The sequence below is a fragment of the Zoogloea sp. GDB6 genome (genome assembly GCF_056724105.1).
The window spans coordinates 5,598,544-5,614,148 of the sequence record NZ_CM161497.1 but is presented as its reverse complement, the minus strand read 5'-3'; the positions used below and the strand labels follow the sequence as shown (position 1 = coordinate 5,614,148).

The 15,605-nt window shown below is 66.3% G+C and carries 10 protein-coding genes; 5 read left to right on the top strand and 5 right to left on the bottom strand.

The features are described from left to right. Position 1 precedes the first annotated feature (1 nt). Both AC1PQG_RS25615 and AC1PQG_RS25610 read right to left on the bottom strand, forming a co-directional pair. Entirely contained in the window at positions 2-3,166 is a 3,165-nt protein-coding gene (locus AC1PQG_RS25615) for an efflux RND transporter permease subunit (protein ID WP_481120541.1), read from the bottom strand. A 12-nt stretch (positions 3,167-3,178) separates the two neighbouring features. Beyond that, positions 3,179-4,375 carry an efflux RND transporter periplasmic adaptor subunit gene (locus AC1PQG_RS25610; protein ID WP_481120540.1) on the bottom strand — a complete coding sequence of 399 codons (1,197 nt, stop codon included), beginning with the start codon at positions 4,373-4,375 and terminating at the stop codon, positions 3,179-3,181. A 206-nt stretch (positions 4,376-4,581) separates the two neighbouring features. On the opposite strand from AC1PQG_RS25610, the gene AC1PQG_RS25605 reads away from it, so the two are divergent. The 3 genes from AC1PQG_RS25605 to AC1PQG_RS25595 all read left to right on the top strand — a co-directional run bounded on the left by AC1PQG_RS25605 (position 4,582) and on the right by AC1PQG_RS25595 (position 8,109). Continuing rightward, positions 4,582-5,244 carry a TetR/AcrR family transcriptional regulator gene (locus AC1PQG_RS25605; RefSeq protein WP_481120539.1) on the top strand — a complete coding sequence of 221 codons (663 nt, stop codon included), beginning with the start codon at positions 4,582-4,584 and terminating at the stop codon, positions 5,242-5,244. Between the two features lie 99 nt (positions 5,245-5,343). Continuing rightward, on the top strand, positions 5,344-5,838 hold the full coding sequence (locus AC1PQG_RS25600) for a phasin family protein (RefSeq protein ID WP_481120538.1): 495 nt from the start codon (positions 5,344-5,346) through the stop codon (positions 5,836-5,838). 303 nt (positions 5,839-6,141) lie between these two features. Continuing rightward, complete coding sequence (locus tag AC1PQG_RS25595; protein ID WP_481120537.1) at positions 6,142-8,109, top strand: multiheme c-type cytochrome; 1,968 nt, start codon at positions 6,142-6,144, stop codon at positions 8,107-8,109. Between the two features lie 217 nt (positions 8,110-8,326). Here AC1PQG_RS25595 and AC1PQG_RS25590 read toward each other — a convergent pair whose 3' ends face one another. Together AC1PQG_RS25590 and AC1PQG_RS25585 are read right to left on the bottom strand one after the other, a co-directional pair. Next, on the bottom strand, positions 8,327-8,773 hold the full coding sequence (locus tag AC1PQG_RS25590; protein WP_481120536.1) for an SRPBCC family protein: 447 nt from the start codon (positions 8,771-8,773) through the stop codon (positions 8,327-8,329). Positions 8,774-8,837: 64 nt separating this feature from the next. Continuing rightward, positions 8,838-9,077, bottom strand: a complete 240-nt coding sequence (locus tag AC1PQG_RS25585) for a hypothetical protein (protein WP_481120535.1) — start codon at positions 9,075-9,077, stop codon at positions 8,838-8,840. 277 nt (positions 9,078-9,354) lie between these two features. On the opposite strand from AC1PQG_RS25585, the gene AC1PQG_RS25580 reads away from it, so the two are divergent. After that, a complete protein-coding gene (locus AC1PQG_RS25580) occupies positions 9,355-12,501 on the top strand; it encodes a hybrid sensor histidine kinase/response regulator (RefSeq protein WP_481120534.1) in 3,147 nt (1,048 codons plus the stop codon). On the opposite strand, the gene AC1PQG_RS25575 is transcribed toward AC1PQG_RS25580, so the two are convergent. After that, a complete protein-coding gene (locus AC1PQG_RS25575; RefSeq protein WP_481120533.1) occupies positions 12,458-14,740 on the bottom strand; it encodes a response regulator in 2,283 nt (760 codons plus the stop codon). The two genes, AC1PQG_RS25580 and AC1PQG_RS25575, sit on opposite strands and share 44 nt — an antisense overlap. Positions 14,741-14,932: 192 nt before the next feature. Here AC1PQG_RS25575 and AC1PQG_RS25570 point away from each other — a divergent pair, with 192 nt between their 5' ends. Continuing rightward, positions 14,933-15,571: a hypothetical protein gene (locus AC1PQG_RS25570; protein WP_481120532.1), complete on the top strand. Its 639-nt coding sequence runs from the start codon at positions 14,933-14,935 to the stop codon at positions 15,569-15,571. Positions 15,572-15,605 lie beyond the last annotated feature (34 nt).

Sequence of the window (15,605 nt, the reverse complement as noted above, 5' to 3'; positions counted from 1 at the left end):
CTCAGCGCACCTCCTGGGCGGGGATGGATTCGGCCGGGGCGGTATCCGGAGCGGTCTTGCCCCGGAACACCCGCCGCACGGCCACGAAGAACAGCGGCACGAAGAGCACGGCCAGCACGGTGGCGGACAGCATGCCGCCGATCACGCCGGTACCGATGGCGTTCTGCGCGCCGGAACCGGCGCCGTTGGAGAGGGCCAGCGGCAGCACGCCGAGGATGAAGGCCAGCGAGGTCATGACGATCGGCCGCAGGCGCAGGCGCACCGCTTCCAGCGTCGCGTCGATCAGGCTCTTGCCGTGTTCCATCTGCTCCTTGGCGAATTCGACAATCAGGATCGCGTTCTTCGCCGACAAGCCGATGGTCATCAGCAGGCCGACCTGGAAGTACACGTCGTTGGACAGCCCGCGCATCATCGCCGCCAGCAGCGCGCCAATGATCCCCAGCGGCACCACCAGCATCACCGCGAACGGGATGGACCAGCTCTCGTACAGCGCAGCCAGGCACAGGAACACCACCAGCAGCGAGATCGCGTACAGGGCCGGCGCCTGGGAGCCGGACAGGCGCTCCTGGTAGGACAGGCCGGTCCATTCGAAGCCGATGCCGTCCGGCAGCTTGGAGGCCATGTCTTCCATCGCCGCCATCGCCTCGCCGGTGCTGTGGCCGGGTGCCGCGGAGCCCATGATCTCCGTCGACGGCAGGCCGTTGTAACGCTCCAGGCGCGGCGAGCCGTAGGTCCAGTGGGCCGACGCGAAGGACGAGAAGGGCACCATGTCGCCGTTGCTGTTGCGCACGTACCACTTGTTCAGGTCTTCCGGCTGCATGCGCGCCGAGGCGTCACCCTGCAGATAGACCCGCTTGACGCGGCCCTTGTCGATGAAGTCATTGACGTAGGCGCTGCCCCAGGCGGTCTGCAGGGCGTTGTTGATGTCGGCCAGGGACAGGCCCAGCGCGCCAGCCTTGGCGTGGTCGATGTCGAGCTTGTACTCGGGGGTGTCGTCCTGGCCGTTGGGGCGCACGCCGACCAGCAGCGGGTTCTGCGCCGCCATGCCGAGCAGCTGGTTGCGGGCGTCGATCAGGGCCTGGTGGCCGAGGCCGGCGCGGTCCTGCAGCTGGAAGTCGAAGCCGCTGGCGTTGCCGAGCTCCACCACCGCCGGCGGCGCGAAGGCGAAGGCCATCGCGTTGCGGAAGGTGGAGAAATAGCCCATCGCCTTGCCGGCCACCGCCGCCACCTTCAGGTCGGGGCGCTTGCGCTCGCTCCAGTCCTTCAGGTTGATGAAGGCGATCCCGTTGTTCTGGCCGCTGCCGGCGAAGCTGAAGCCGGTGACGGTGAAGATGGACTCCACGGCCTCCTTCTGATCGTCCATGAAGTGGTGCTCGACCTTCTCCATGACCGCCAGCGTGCTTTCGGCGGTGGAACCGGCCGGCAGGATCACCTGGGACATCAGGAAACCCTGGTCCTCTTCCGGCAGGAAGGCGGTCGGCAGGCGCAGGAACAACGCGCCCATGCCGATCACGATGAGGCCGTAGATCACTAGGTAACGCTTGCTGCTGCCCAGCATGCGGGCGACGACGGAGCGGCTGCCGGCGTTGCTGCGCTCGAAGGCGCGGTTGAACCCGCCGAAGAAGCCGCCCAGCAGGCCGCCCTCGCCGGCCGTGTGGCCCTGGGCCACCGGCTTCAGCAAGGTTGCGCAGAGGGCCGGCGTGAGGATCAGCGCCACCACCACCGACAGCACCATCGACGACACGATGGTGATCGAGAACTGGCGGTAGATGACGCCGGTGGAACCGCCGAAGAAGGCCATCGGCACGAACACCGCCGACAGCACCAGCGCAATGCCGATCAGCGCACCGGTGATCTGGTTCATCGACTTGCGCGTCGCTTCCTTCGGCGACAGGCCTTCCTCGCTCATCACCCGCTCGACGTTCTCCACCACCACGATGGCGTCGTCCACCAGCAGGCCGATGGCCAGCACCACGCCGAACATCGTCAGCGTGTTGATCGAGAAACCGGCCGCGGCGAGCACACCGAAGGTGCCGAGCAGCACCACCGGTACCGCGATGGTCGGGATCAGCGTGGCGCGGAAGTTCTGCAGGAACAGGTACATCACCAGGAAGACCAGCACGATGGCTTCGACCAGGGTCTTCACCACTTCCTCGATGGAGACCTTCACGAAGGGCGTGGTGTCGTAGGGCGTCACCGCCTTCACGCCCGGCGGGAAGAACTTGGACAGCTCGTGCAGCTTGGCCTTCACCGCGTCGGCGGTGTCCAGCGCGTTGGCACCGGTGGCCAGCTTGACCGCCAGGCCGGTGGCCGGCTTGCCGTTGTAGCGCGCCACCACATCGTAGGATTCGCCACCGAGCTCGATGCGCGCCACGTCGCGCAGGCGCACGGAGGCGCCGTCGGCGGTGGTGCGCAGCAGGATCGCGCCGAACTGCTCGGGCGTCTGCAGGCGGCTCTGGGCGGTGATCGTCGCGTTGAGGCGCTGGCCCTTCGGCGACGGCATGCCGCCGAGCTGGCCGGCGGAGACCTGGGCGTTCTGCGCGGTGATGGCGGCGCTGATGTCGGCCGGGGTCAGCTTGTAGTTGTGCAGCTTGGCCGGATCGAGCCAGATGCGCATAGCGTACTTGCTGCCGAACAGCTGGGTTTCGCCGACGCCGTTGATGCGCGAGACGATGTCCTGCACGTTGGAGGCGACGTAGTCACCCAGGTCGATGTCGCTGAGGCTGCCGTCTTCGGACACGAAGCCGACCACCATCAGGAAGTTGGTGGTGGCCTTGGCGACCTGCACGCCCTGCTTCTGCACCTCTTGCGGCAGCAGCGGGGTGGCCAGCGCCAGCTTGTTCTGCACCTGCACCTGGGCGATGTCGGGGTCGGTGCCGGCGTCGAAGGTCAGGGTGATCGTCACCGAGCCCGACGAGTCGCTGGCCGCCGACATGTAGGTCAGGTGATCGATGCCTTTCATCTTCTGCTCGATCACCTGGGTGACGGTGTCTTCCAGGGTCTTGGCGGAGGCGCCGGGGTAGGTTGCGCTGATCGACACCGCGGGCGGGGCGATCGGCGGGTACTGGGAGATCGGCAGCGTGCGGATCGCCAGCACGCCGGCGAGCATGATGACGATCGCGATGACCCACGCGAAGATGGGCCGGTCGATGAAGAAACGGGACATGCGCGTGCTCCCTTAGCGTGCCGCGACCGCCGGGCCGGCCGGCGTCGGCGCCTCGGCCTTGGTGGCCGGCACCGGCTTGACCGGCGCACCCGGATGGATCTTCTGCAGGCCGTCGACGATCAGCTTGTCACCGGCCTTCAGGCCTTCGCTGACCAGCCACTTGTCACCCAGCGCGCGGCTGGTCTTGAGGGTGCGCAGCTCCACCTTGCCGTCGGCGCCCACCACCATCGCGGTCGGGTTGCCCTTGGTGTCGCGGCTGACGCCCTGCTGCGGCACCAGGATGGCCTGCTCGTCGACGCCCTCTTCGAGCACCGTGCGCACGTACATGCCGGGCAGCAGATCGCCCTTCGGGTTCGGGAAGACGGCGCGCAGCGTGATGGTGCCGGTGCTCTGGTCCACGGTGATGTCGGAGAACTGCAGCTTGCCGGGCAGCGGATAAGCGCTGCCGTCCTCCAGTACCAGCTTGACCGCCGCCTGGCCGGCGCCGGCCTTCTTGAGCTGGCCGCTGGCCAGGTCGCGCTTGAGGCGCAGCAGCTCGGCGCTGGACTGGGTCACGTCCACGTAGATCGGGTCGAGCTGCTGCACGGTGGCCAGCGCAGTCTGCTGGCTGGCCGTCACCAGCGCGCCCGGCGTCACCGTCGAACGGCCGATGCGCCCGGCGATCGGCGAGGCGACCTTGGTGTAGGCCAGGTTGATGCGCGCGGTCTCGACCGCCGCCTTGGCCGCCGCCACATCGGCCTGGCCCTGCTTGAGGGCCGCCTGGGCGTCGTCGTAGTCCTGCTGGCTCACAGCTTTGATGGCCACCAGCTCCTCGTAGCGGGACGCCTTGCTGCGCGTACTCGCCAGGTTGGCCTCGGCCTTGGCGAGGCTGGCACGGGCGCTCTCGAAGGCGGCCTGGTAGGTGGCCGGATCGATCTGGTACAGCGGCTGGCCGGCGGCGACGTCGCCGCCCTCGGTGAACAGCCGCTTCTGGATGATGCCGCCGACCTGCGGCCGCACGTCGGAAACCATGTAGGCGGCGGTGCGGCCAGCCAGCTCGGTGGTCAGCGCGACCTTCTGCGGCTGGACCTCGACCACGCCGACTTCGGTCGGTCCCATCGGGTGCTGTTCACCAGCGGCCTTCGGCTCGCCGCAACCGCTCAGGATGACGCAGCCCAGCGCCAGCAGAAGCCCGGCGGAACACATCGCCTTGTTCATTTCGATCTGCATATCCAACACCTTTCCTGCCTAGAGTGGGCGCCAAATCAGCCCGTTGGGGAGAGCAAACAATATTCGGCGCCCATAAAAGAATGAACGCTCATTCTAGTTCGAGCGCTCATTCTATATTAGAATCCGCCGTATAAGCAAACGCCTGCAGACGGCAGACCCTCAACGCAAGGGTCGCCCCATGACGCCAGGATGAGGAGAAAACAGCCATGAACACACAGACTTACGCCCAGCAGGAGCAACCCCGCGCCGAAGCCCGCAAGGCCCAGGTGCTCAACGCTGCCACCGACTGCTTCCGACGCCAGGGCTTCCACGGCGCCAGCATGGCGCAGATCTCGAAGGCCGCCGGCATGAGCGTCGGCCACATCTACCACTACTTCGAGAACAAGGAAGCGATCATCGCGGCGATCGTCGAGCGCGATCTGCTCAACCTGCTGACCATCACCCAGCGCATCCGTTCCGCCAGCGCCGACGGCGACATCCTGCGGGCCATGGTGGACGACGTCCAGCACTGCACCGCAGACCTCGACAACGACGACGCGCCGCTGATGCTCGAGATCGTCGCCGAAGCGGCGCGCAATCCGGGCGTCGCCACCATCGTGCACACCGCCGACCGCACCGCCCGCGAGCGCCTCGTCGAACTCATCCGCGAAGGCCTGCACTTCCGCGGCGTGAGCTGCACCGACGCCCAGATGGAAGGGCCGCTAGAGGTTTTATACGCGGTCTTCGAGGGCCTCACGGTGCGCATGATCCGCAACCCGGACCTCGATCTGCAGATCCTGCTGGCGCCGCTGCGCAGCGTGCTGGAACACATCCTCGAAGAACTGATCTTCAAGGCCGCCGACAAGACGGCCCTCGGCGAAGCCATCTGAGCGAAGGCGTGGCACGCACGCTCATTGATATCGAGCAAGCGCCGCCCATCGGAAAGCGCGTAGCGTGAGGGCTCCCACGCTCACTCCGCGGAGGTCCCCATGTTCCCGCTACCGAACGTCTACACGCCTGCTGGCGCGGGCCGGCGCAACGACCTGCTGTCCTTCTACCAAGGCTCGCTCGTCTGTGCACAGCGCCTGGTCTCCCTCAACCTCAAGGCTGCGCAGTCGCTGATGGAAGGTAATCTGGAAACCGTCCAGACCCTCGCCCGGGCCCGCGACCCGCAGAGCTGGAACGAGGCCCAGCTGGCGCTGACCAAGCACGTCATCGACCAGGTCATCGGCTACGCCGGCGATTTCAACGAAGTGGTCGCCGCCAACCAGCACGAGATGGCTGAGTTGCTGCACCTCAACGCCGATACGCCGGGCACGACGCCAGCACTGCCGCCATCGATGCTGGGCGCCGGCCCCGCCATCGTCGGCGAGATGTTCCGGACCCTGCTCGACGCCGCCGTCAAATCCCGCGACGCGATGCTCGACATAGCCACACAGGCGGATGCCAGCATGCGGGGCAAACGGGGCCGCGAGCGTTCCTGATCGCACCTCTGGAAGCGCGGTGAGTGATCCCCGCGGTTCCACTTGCCAACTGCAATTGTTTCTAAATATTCAGAATATAAGAATATTTGAAAATACGATTGAAGCAGTTCACATCTCCACCTAAAATCATTACCACACTGCTGTCATGGTATTGATTTCCACTGTTTCATTGGATTTACCACCTGACTTCAGCTGACAAGAAGGCTTGAACGCAGCAGTCACGACCGTGCCACTCCCGGTCGTGCGCCGCCACAAGCCCGTTTGAATCCACTGCGATCCAACCAGCCAAAGGCGGGAGCATCCATGCACACGACAAATTCACCGGCGAGGCGCAAGCGGCGCCTCGGCATCACCCTGACCTTTCTTGCTGCCAGCGTACTGGGTGGCCTGGCTTACGCCGACACCACCTGGCTGCAAAAACTGTTGCCCCGCACCAACGCGCAACAGACTCAAACATCGGAACGCGGCCCTCAGACGAGCGGCAGCACGACAGCGAACAGCAAGCGCAGCGACGGCACCTTCAGCAACAACTGGTCCGGCTCCGCCAACCCCTTCCTTGGGACCACGTCGATCTCGCCGGCGAGTGTGACCACGCTGAGCGCCAGCAGCACGACGACTACCGCCACAACCGGCAGCTTTGCGTCCCGCTACGCGCTGCTGGCCTGGAACGACCTGGGCATGCACTGTGTGGACGGCAAGGACTACTCCATCATGTCCATCCTGCCGCCCTACAACAACCTGCACGCCCAGCTGATCGACCGTCAGTCCGGCAAGCAGGTCACCTCCGGCGTGACGCTGAGCTACGAGTCGCTGCGCGATCCGTCGGGCTCCATCAACACCTCATCAGCGGGCAAGACCAACTTCTGGCAATACGTCAAAGCCCTGTACGGCGGCGCGCCGGCACCCAACCGCGGCCTCAATTTGAGCAACCCGGCGGTCAGTAACCCGACGCCGAGCACCCAGCCAGCCGCAATGAGCTACAACCAGGTACAGAGCTGGTACGAAGCAGAAGGCCTGCCCATCCTGCCCTACGACGACACCCTGACCAGCAACGGGTACAACAAGAACTACTACCCGATGGTGAAGGTCGTCGCCAAGAGCAGCACCGGCACCGTGCTGGCCAGCACCCAGACCGTACTGCCGGTGTCCGACGAGATGACCTGCATCAGCTGTCACGCCAGCAACTCCAACAAGGATGCGGCCAAGCCACCGCTGCGCGGTTGGGCCAATTACGGCGCCGATCCGGAAAAGGACTGGAAGAAGAACGTACTGCGCCTGCACGACGACAAGCACGCCAACGACCCGGTTTACCAGGCGGCCCTGCTCAAGCTGCAGCCGGTGGCGACCGCCGGCCTCGCCCAGCGCGCCGACCAAGGGACTCCGACCCTATGCGCCTCATGCCATGGCTCCAACGCGCTCGCTTCGCCGGGCTTCACCGTCACGGCGAACGGCCAGACCGTGAAGATCTCTGCCCTCACGTCCGCAATGCACCGCTTGCACGGCCAGGTGAAGGATCCGATCAAACAGATCGCACTCGACAGCATCGGCAACCGGGACTCCTGCTATCAGTGCCACCCGGGCTCGGTCACAAAGTGCTTGCGCGGCGCGATGAGCGACACGCCGGGCCTCGACTGCCAGAGCTGTCACGGCAATCTGGGCGCGGTCGGCAAGGCCAGCCGGGTCGGCTGGCTGCAGCAACCCAACTGTCAGGCTTGCCACCACGACGGCAAGCGTGAAACCGCCGCCGTCACCGACGTGACGACCGGCGCGCTGCGCGTGGTCACCGACACCCGCTTCGCCACCAACGCCAACACGCCGAAGACCGGCTTCTCCCTGTTCCGCTTCAGCGTCGGCCATGGCAAGACCCAGTGCGAAGCCTGTCACGGCTCCACCCACGCCGAGTACTCGTCGAAGAACCAGACCTGGGCGAGCAGCCACGACAACGATCTACTGCAATCGAAGGCCATCCAGGGCTACGCCGGCACGATCACCGAATGCACGGTGTGCCACGCCACGGTGCCCCTCACGAAGAACGGCGGCCCCCACGGCATGCACACCATCGGCCAGGCTTGGGTCAACGCCCACGGCGACCAGGTTGAAGCGAGCGGCGCGTCGTCCTGCACCGCCTGCCACGGCGGCGACTACCGCGGCAGCCCGCTGTCCCAGCTGAAGATCGCCAAGACCTTCACCCACGACGGCAAGTCCTATGCGCTGGCTGCCGGCACCAAGGTCGGCTGCTACACTTGCCACAACGGCCCGAAGGGAGACTGAAACCCGCTCTTGCCTTCCACCGGTCAGCACAAGGGGCGCACCATGCGCCCCTTTTTTACTGGACTGCCGTCACTGCGGCCGGACCGGCACACAGAGCTGTGCAGTCGAAGATGCCGGTAGCCGGATCGTGATAAGTGGCTGCCGGATGGACATCAACAATCGGCACATCCATGCCCTACTCCCCGAAGAAAACCGGCATCGGCGCCGCGGCACGCAATCAGCCCGGTATGTCGGCTTCGACCAGCTGCGCGAGCAGCTGCAGCGACTCCTGCCAGCCCAGGTAGCAGGCCTGCGCCGGGATGATCTCCGGGATGCCTTCCTGCACGATGTTCAGCTCGGTGCCGCAGAACACCGCGCTGAGCACGACCGTGGTCTGCATCTGGCCGGGCAGGTTCGGATCGTCGAAGACCCCCGTGTAGCGCAGCCGCGCAGCCGGCTCCAGTTCCAGGTAAGTCCCGCCGAAGCTGTGGCTGTGCCCGTTGCCGAGGTTCGTGAAGGACATGCGGTAGGCGCCGCCGACCTGCGCATCCAGCTGGTGGACGGTGCCGGTAAAGCCATGGGGCGGCAGCCACTTGGCCATCGCCGCGGGATCGAGAAAGGCCCGGTAGATGCGCTCCGGCGGCGCGCGCAGCACACGGTGCAGACGGATGGTGTGGGTGCTCATGCTCACTCCTGGGTGGAAAGGGGTCCCTGAACTGTAGTCGATGGCGTCCGATGACGCCGACGGTTCACTTGCCAAGCGTCTCGATGCGGAAGCGCATGTCGAAGATGGCCGCCTGCAGCGCCTGCTCCGCGCCACGCCGTCCGCCGGGCCGGTCCGGATAGTCGGTCCAGTCCCCGTAGCGCAGCTGCCAGCCGTTCAAGGACGCGTCATCCACCCGCAGGATCAGCTCGGGCACCAGGAAGACGTCGCCGGCCGCGGTGAACTGTTCGCGCAGCGGAACCTGGTCGGGGGACTCGATGAACATGGCGGGGCACTCCGTGCAAGGACACAAGGCGCGCAGCATACCGTGTCGGCGGGCACGGGATCAGCGCTGCCGGACACGCGGCGCGGCGCACCCGGCGCCAGCCGCTCGGGCAGGGCGCGGCATGTGTCAGATGGTGACAAAAGTCCTGCCGCGCGCCTGCTCCTCCCTCACCGCCACCAGAATCGGAAACAATACGCGGCCGCGGCTGCCATACGGCCCCGCTCCCGGCAGAACCCAGGGAGGAACGGTGTTCCAATCGCTCAATGTAAGAAAACAATTGCTTCTCGTCGCCGCGGTGGTGTGCGCCCTCTTCGTGGGCTTGGCCGTCCTCGTCTGGAGCGCGACGCAATCGATCATCGACGCCGCCCATGGCATGGCCCAGGGCAAGGACATCGTCGCCGACGTGCTGCCGCCGCCGCTGTACGTGATCGAGGCCCAGCTGACGGCCCTGCAACTCGGGCAGGCCCGGGCGGAGGAGCGCCCTGCGCTGCTGAACACGCTGACGACGCTCAAGCGCAAGTACGACGAGCGCAACGCCTACTGGGCGCAGCAGGCCCTCACCCCGGAGCTGCGTGACGCATTGCTTGCAACCGAGAAGCGCACCGCGGATGCGTACTGGCGCTTCCTGTTCGACGACTATGTCGCCGCCCTCCAGCACGACGATACGGCGGAAGCCGCCAACCTCCAGCAGACACTGCGGGAACGCTACGAAACCCATCGGGCCGCCGTCGATGCGACGGTGGGAATCGCCTCGGCCTTCGCCGACCGAACTTCGGACAACCTCTACCTGACGGCAACCCGCGTCCGCCTGCTGGTCGGCGTACTGACCGCCGGCGGCGTGCTGCTGGTGGGGAGCCTGATGTTGCTCAGCACCCGCGCCATCCTGCGCCGCCTCGGCGGCGAACCCATTGCGATGCAAAAGGTGGCCCGCCGGATCGCCATGGGCGATCTGGGCGCGGAAGTGGAAGTTGCCTATGGCGACGATCACAGCCTCGCGGCCTCGCTCCTGCACATGAAGGACAGGCTGCGCGAATCGATTGCCCTACTCGAACAGGAACGCCGGCAGCTGCGCACACTGATCAACACCCTGCCCGATCTGGTCTGGCTGAAGGATCCCCAGGGCGTCTTCATCACCTGCAACAACAAGTTCGAACGTCTTCTCGGGGCCCCCGAAAGCGAAATCGTCGGCAAGAGGGATCACGACTTCATCCCGACCGAACAGGCCGACACCTTCCGGCAACACGACCTGCATGCCATCGAGAGCGGACAGCCCTGCGTCAATGCGGAAACGGTGACCTACCGGGACGATGGCCACGAAGAAATGCTGGAGACGATCAAGACGCCGATGTACGACGACGCGGGCCGCCTGATCGGCGTGCTCGGCATCGCCCGCGACGTTACCCGCAGCCACCGCCTGATGGCGGAGCTCGAAGCCGCGCGCCAGGAGGCCCTCAAGTCGAACACCGCCAAAAGCGCCTTCCTGGCCAACATGAGCCACGAGATCAGGACCCCGATGCACGCCATCATCGGCATGGCCGACCTGGCGCTGGCGACCCCGCTGCCCCCCCGGCAGGCCAACTATGTCGGCAAGATCAGGGCGGCGTCGGAGAGCCTGCTCACCATCATCAACGACATCCTCGACTTCTCGAAGATCGAGGCCGGCAAACTGGACCTCGAACACGCCCCGTTCGTACTGGAGACCGTTTTCGAACGGCTGTCCGGCATCGTCGCGCTGCGCGCCGAGGAACAGGGCATCGAACTGCACTACGACATCGACGACGACTCCCGCCTTCTGGAAGGCGACGCGCTGCGGCTCGGCCAGATCCTGACCAATCTGGTGTCGAACGCCCTCAAGTTCTCCACCGGCGGCAACGTGGTGGTAGCGGTGGAAACCGCGCCGACGCAACAGGACGCGGTCGAACTCCACTTCTCCGTCCGCGACGAGGGCATCGGCATCAGCGAAGAACAAGTGGCACGCCTGTTCACATCCTTCACTCAGGCCGACACCTCGACCAGCCGGCGTTATGGCGGAACCGGCCTCGGTCTGGCCATCTGCCGTCAGCTCGTCGACATGATGGGTGGCCGCATCTGGGTGGACAGCGCCCTGGGCGCCGGCAGCACCTTCCACTTCACCACCCGCTTCAAGGCGCTGGGGCCCGATCGCCGGCGCGGCATCGCTGAATTCGGACAACAGCTGGCGGCCCATGCCGCTCGTCCAGTTCTGGTGATCGACGACAACCCCGTGGCACGGCACATCCACGCCCATCTGTGCCAGCAACTGGGCTTGCAGGTGGAACTCGCGGTAAGCGGCGACGAGGTCCTGGCCCGCATGGAAGCGGCGCCGCCCCCTGACTACCTGTTATGTCTCGTGGACTGGCGAATGTCGGGCATGGACGGCATCGAGACGATCCGGCGCCTCAAATCGGTCTATCGCGACCACCGGATGAAATGTCCGCCGATGTTGCTGGCCACCGCCTTCAGCCATCACAAGGAACTCGACGCCGTCGCCGGCGAGATCGACGGCCTGCTGGCCAAGCCCGTCAGCGCGCGCCACCTGTACGTCGAGATCGCCAACAGCCTGGGCTTCCCGGACGAGGGCGCCCCCGTGATCGAACGACGCGGCGCCACCACCCGGCAATGGTCACGTTTCCACGGGCTGGACGTCCTGGTCGTCGAGGACGTGGAGATCAACCGGGAAATCATCGGCGAACTCCTGGGCAACGTGGGCCTGACGGTGCGCTTCGCCGCCAACGGCCAGCAAGCGCTTGAAGCCGTCGCCACCAGACGACCCGACCTGATCCTGATGGACGTGCAGATGCCGGTGATGGATGGCTTCGCCGCGACGCGCCTGTTGCGGCAGCAAGCCGACTGCCGGGATCTGCCGATCATCGCCCTGACCGCCAACACGATGGCCGACGAGAAGGACGCCTGCCGGCAGGCCGGCATGAATGCCCACGTGGCGAAACCGATCAACATGGATACGCTGTTCGACGAGATGGCCGCCCACGTGCCAGCCGAACGCATCGCCGCAGCGGTGATCGTCGAGGACGAACAGCCGGTCGCCGTCTATCCCGAGCTGCCGGGAATCGACGTGGCGGTCGGCCTCACCTACATCAAGAAAGCAAAGTCGCTATACCGTCTCCTGGCCAAGTTCCGCGACACCCACGGCAAGACCTTCGAGCCCAGCTTCGCGCAGGCCATGGCCGCCAGCGACTGGGGCAGCCAGATCCGGCTCGCCCACACCCTGAAAGGCGTCGCCCGCACCCTTGGGGCTTACGATCTCGGCGAAGCGGCTGCCGCCCTTGAGGCCGCGGCGAACGACAAGGACAGGGAACGTACCGCTGCACACTTCGCACACACCGTGGATCGGCTCCAGCACGTCACCGGCGGGTTGCTGGGGGTGGAGGCGCTGATCGCGGCATAGTCTCGTAAGCAGACCCGAGGCCGCCCCCGGCATCTGCGGCGACCAGATCCAGCCAGCGGTCCAGCAGCGCGAACAGCACGTCCGGCGCCACCGGCTTGGCGATGAAGTCGTTCATGCCGGCTTCCAGGCAGCGGGCCTTGTCCTCGGCGAAGGCGTTGGCAGTGAGGGCCAGGATCGGCACGGCCTTCCGGCCAGGCAGCGCGCGGATGCGGCGCGTGGCTTCGAGGCCGTCCATACCGGGCATCTGCATGTCCATCAGGATCAGCGCGTAGTCGTTGGTGGTCGCCATGTTCAGGCCCTGCACGCCGTCCTCGGCGGCATCCACCAGCAGCCCCACATCACCGAGCAGGCTCAGCACTATCTCCCGGTTGACCGGCTCGTCCTCCACCAGCAGTACGCGGCGGCCCGCGTGGCGGCGCGCCAGGCTCTGCTCCGCCGCCTCGGACGCACCGGCCAACCCGACCGACAGGTCCTGCGCACCCTTGCGCAGGCGGGCGGTGAACCAGAAGGTACTGCCCTGCCCGGGCACGCTGGTGGCGCCGGCATCACCACCCATCAGCTGCGCGATCTTCTTCGTGATCGCCAGCCCGAGGCCGGTCCCTCCGTACTTGCGCGTCATGCTGTTGTCGGCCTGCTCGAAGACGTTGAACAGGCGCGGCATGGCCTCCGCCGCAATACCGATACCGCTGTCCTCGACGACGAAGCGCAGCACGACGCTGTCCGCGCCCTCCTCCTGCGTATCGACGCGCAGCGCGATGCCGCCGGCCTCGGTAAACTTCACCGCGTTGTTGGCGTAGTTGAGCAGAGCCTGCTGCAGGCGAGTTGCATCGCCGAGCAATACACAGGCCGGCAACTGGAGCTGCACATCGAGCCGCAACTGGCGCTCCTCCGCCTGCCCGCGAATCATGTCCACCACCGCACCGACGATGCGCTCCACCTGCAACGGCACCTCGTCCATGCTGAGCTTGCCGGCTTCGATCTTGGTCAGCTCCAGCACCGCGTTGATGATGTGCAGCAGGTGCACGCCCGCCGCCTCAAGCTTGCCGAGCTGCTGGGTCTGGCGCACATTCAGGCCTCCGCGCCGCAGCAGGTGGGCCATGCCGATGATGGCATTGAGTGGCGTGCGGATCTCGTGAGACATGTTGGCCAGGAAGGCGCTCTTGGCCAGGTTGGCCCCCTCCGCCGCCCGCGTGGCCTGCAGCAGTTCGCCGGTGCGACGGGCCACCGTGTGCTCCAGGTCCTGCCGATAGCGGATCTGCCGCCACAAGAGCGTCCCAAGCAGGGCCAGACAGGCCAGCGTGGACACTGTCGAGATCAGCGCCGTGCGCCACCACTCGGCAAGGAAGTCGCCCGTCGCCAGCCCCACAGCAACATAGAAAGGATAGGCGCCGACACGCTTGTAAGCGTAGATGCGCTCCTGCCCATCGAGCGCCGCCTGGAAACGGATGATCCCCTCCCGGTCGCCCTGCTCGATGCGCATGTGCATCGGATTGTTGATGATCGCCTGATTGACCGCTTCCGGCCGCTGCGGGATGCGCATCACCAGCCGCGCATCGTCGCTGCGCCGCCAGGTGACGGCACCGTGCTCGCCGAGGTCGATGGCGTTCACCAGCGTGGACAGGTAATCCAGTTCGAGCGGCGCCATTGCCGCCCCGACGAAGCGCCCCTGAACATCGCGGATCGGCAGCGCGGCGAAGAGCTGCGGCCGATGGCTGATGCGTCCGACACTGACCTCGGAAAAGAACAGCGGATGCTCCGGTTGCTGTTTGAGGATCTCGAAATAGCTGCGCCCCCGCGCACTGGGTGGCGTACCCGTAGCAATCCCCTCAGAGAGATACAGCACGTTGCCGTCCCGGTCGATCAGGCGCAGCCCGCTGATTTCCGGGAAGCGCTGGGCCCACGCGGCGAGCTTGCGGTGCAAGTCCGGCGCATAGCGCTCACGGGCAACCAGATCGAGGGCCTCGACGGGGACTTCCTCCGCCAGCGCCGCGAGGGTCGTCTCGGTACGCCGCAGGGATACATCCAGCCGCGCCTCAAGTATCTCGACGAGATTGCGCGCATTGGCAGTCGCCAGCCGGATCTGGCCCCGGTAGCCCTCCGCCAGAAAGAAACCCAACAGCAGCAGCACCGCGACGGCGAACAGCAGGAAGCCGCCAAGGGACTTGCAGCAGGACAGCCTGGATGCGGATCCTGGACCTTCACACTTCGACGGCTCGGACAACGACTGGAAAGTCCGCATGGGGATCGACTGGGCCTCGGAATCGCGGGATCTAACTACCAGCCGATCATAACGCCCCGACCATCCCCTTGCACGCCACCGCGCCGTGCGTATCCATTGTTTGCTCATAGATATCGAACATCTGGCCGGCGCAGTGGAAGCTGGGCGATAGTGCATGTTAACTTCCGCCCCCCGTCACACCGCTCATCCGCCATGGCTCCGTCCGCCGCCCTGCTGCCGCCCGTCGTCGACAAGCGCCTGCGCGACTTCGCCGGCGGCGCGCCGCTGCGCATCCGCCACCGGGGCGCCGGCGAGGCCGGCAGCGACGTGTATTGCCATGCGGTGGTGCGTGACACGGTGGCGGCGTCGGGCGGACGCCAGTGTTTCGGCTGGCTGCACAGCCTGCCGGCCCATGCCAGGCCGCAGCAGGGCGCCCACGGCTTCACCTTCCATTCCGTGTGGCTGGCGCCGGACGGGCAACTGGTGGATGTGGCGCCCCACGCCTTCTCGCGGGACGGCTGGAGCGTCTTCATCCCGGACCGCCGGCGGCGTTACGACTTCGCGCAGGACATGGGCTACAACGCGCTGGTCATCTACACGGACGCCCGCGTCAGCGCCTACGCGCGCAAGCTCAGCGGCCTGCCGGTGGCGCCCGGCGAGCTGTACTGGACATCCCACCTCTACCTGTTGCCGGTGGCCACCTACGAAGGGCGCTTCCGTCGCGCGTCGCGCTACCTGGCCGAGATCGAGCGGCGCTACGGCCTGCGCAGCGACGGCAGGCGCCTCGTCGGGCTGGAAGGGCTGAACCGCAGCCAGCGCATCGAACTGGCCTTCAATTACGGCGTGTATTGAGCTGCGCCGCCGCGCATTCCGATGCCGGAACGGC

Excerpts from the sequence above, each read along its gene's own strand:
- AC1PQG_RS25615 (WP_481120541.1), bottom strand. The coding sequence starts at position 3,166 with ATGTCCCGTTTCTTCATCGACCGGCCCATCTTCGCGTGGGTCATCGCG.
- AC1PQG_RS25610 (WP_481120540.1), bottom strand. The coding sequence starts at position 4,375 with ATGCAGATCGAAATGAACAAGGCGATGTGTTCCGCCGGGCTTCTGCTG.
- AC1PQG_RS25605 (WP_481120539.1), top strand. The coding sequence starts at position 4,582 with ATGAACACACAGACTTACGCCCAGCAGGAGCAACCCCGCGCCGAAGCC.
- AC1PQG_RS25600 (WP_481120538.1), top strand. The coding sequence starts at position 5,344 with ATGTTCCCGCTACCGAACGTCTACACGCCTGCTGGCGCGGGCCGGCGC.
- AC1PQG_RS25595 (WP_481120537.1), top strand. The coding sequence starts at position 6,142 with ATGCACACGACAAATTCACCGGCGAGGCGCAAGCGGCGCCTCGGCATC.
- AC1PQG_RS25590 (WP_481120536.1), bottom strand. The coding sequence starts at position 8,773 with ATGAGCACCCACACCATCCGTCTGCACCGTGTGCTGCGCGCGCCGCCG.
- AC1PQG_RS25585 (WP_481120535.1), bottom strand. The coding sequence starts at position 9,077 with ATGTTCATCGAGTCCCCCGACCAGGTTCCGCTGCGCGAACAGTTCACC.
- AC1PQG_RS25575 (WP_481120533.1), bottom strand. The coding sequence starts at position 14,740 with ATGCGGACTTTCCAGTCGTTGTCCGAGCCGTCGAAGTGTGAAGGTCCA.
- AC1PQG_RS25570 (WP_481120532.1), top strand. The coding sequence starts at position 14,933 with ATGGCTCCGTCCGCCGCCCTGCTGCCGCCCGTCGTCGACAAGCGCCTG.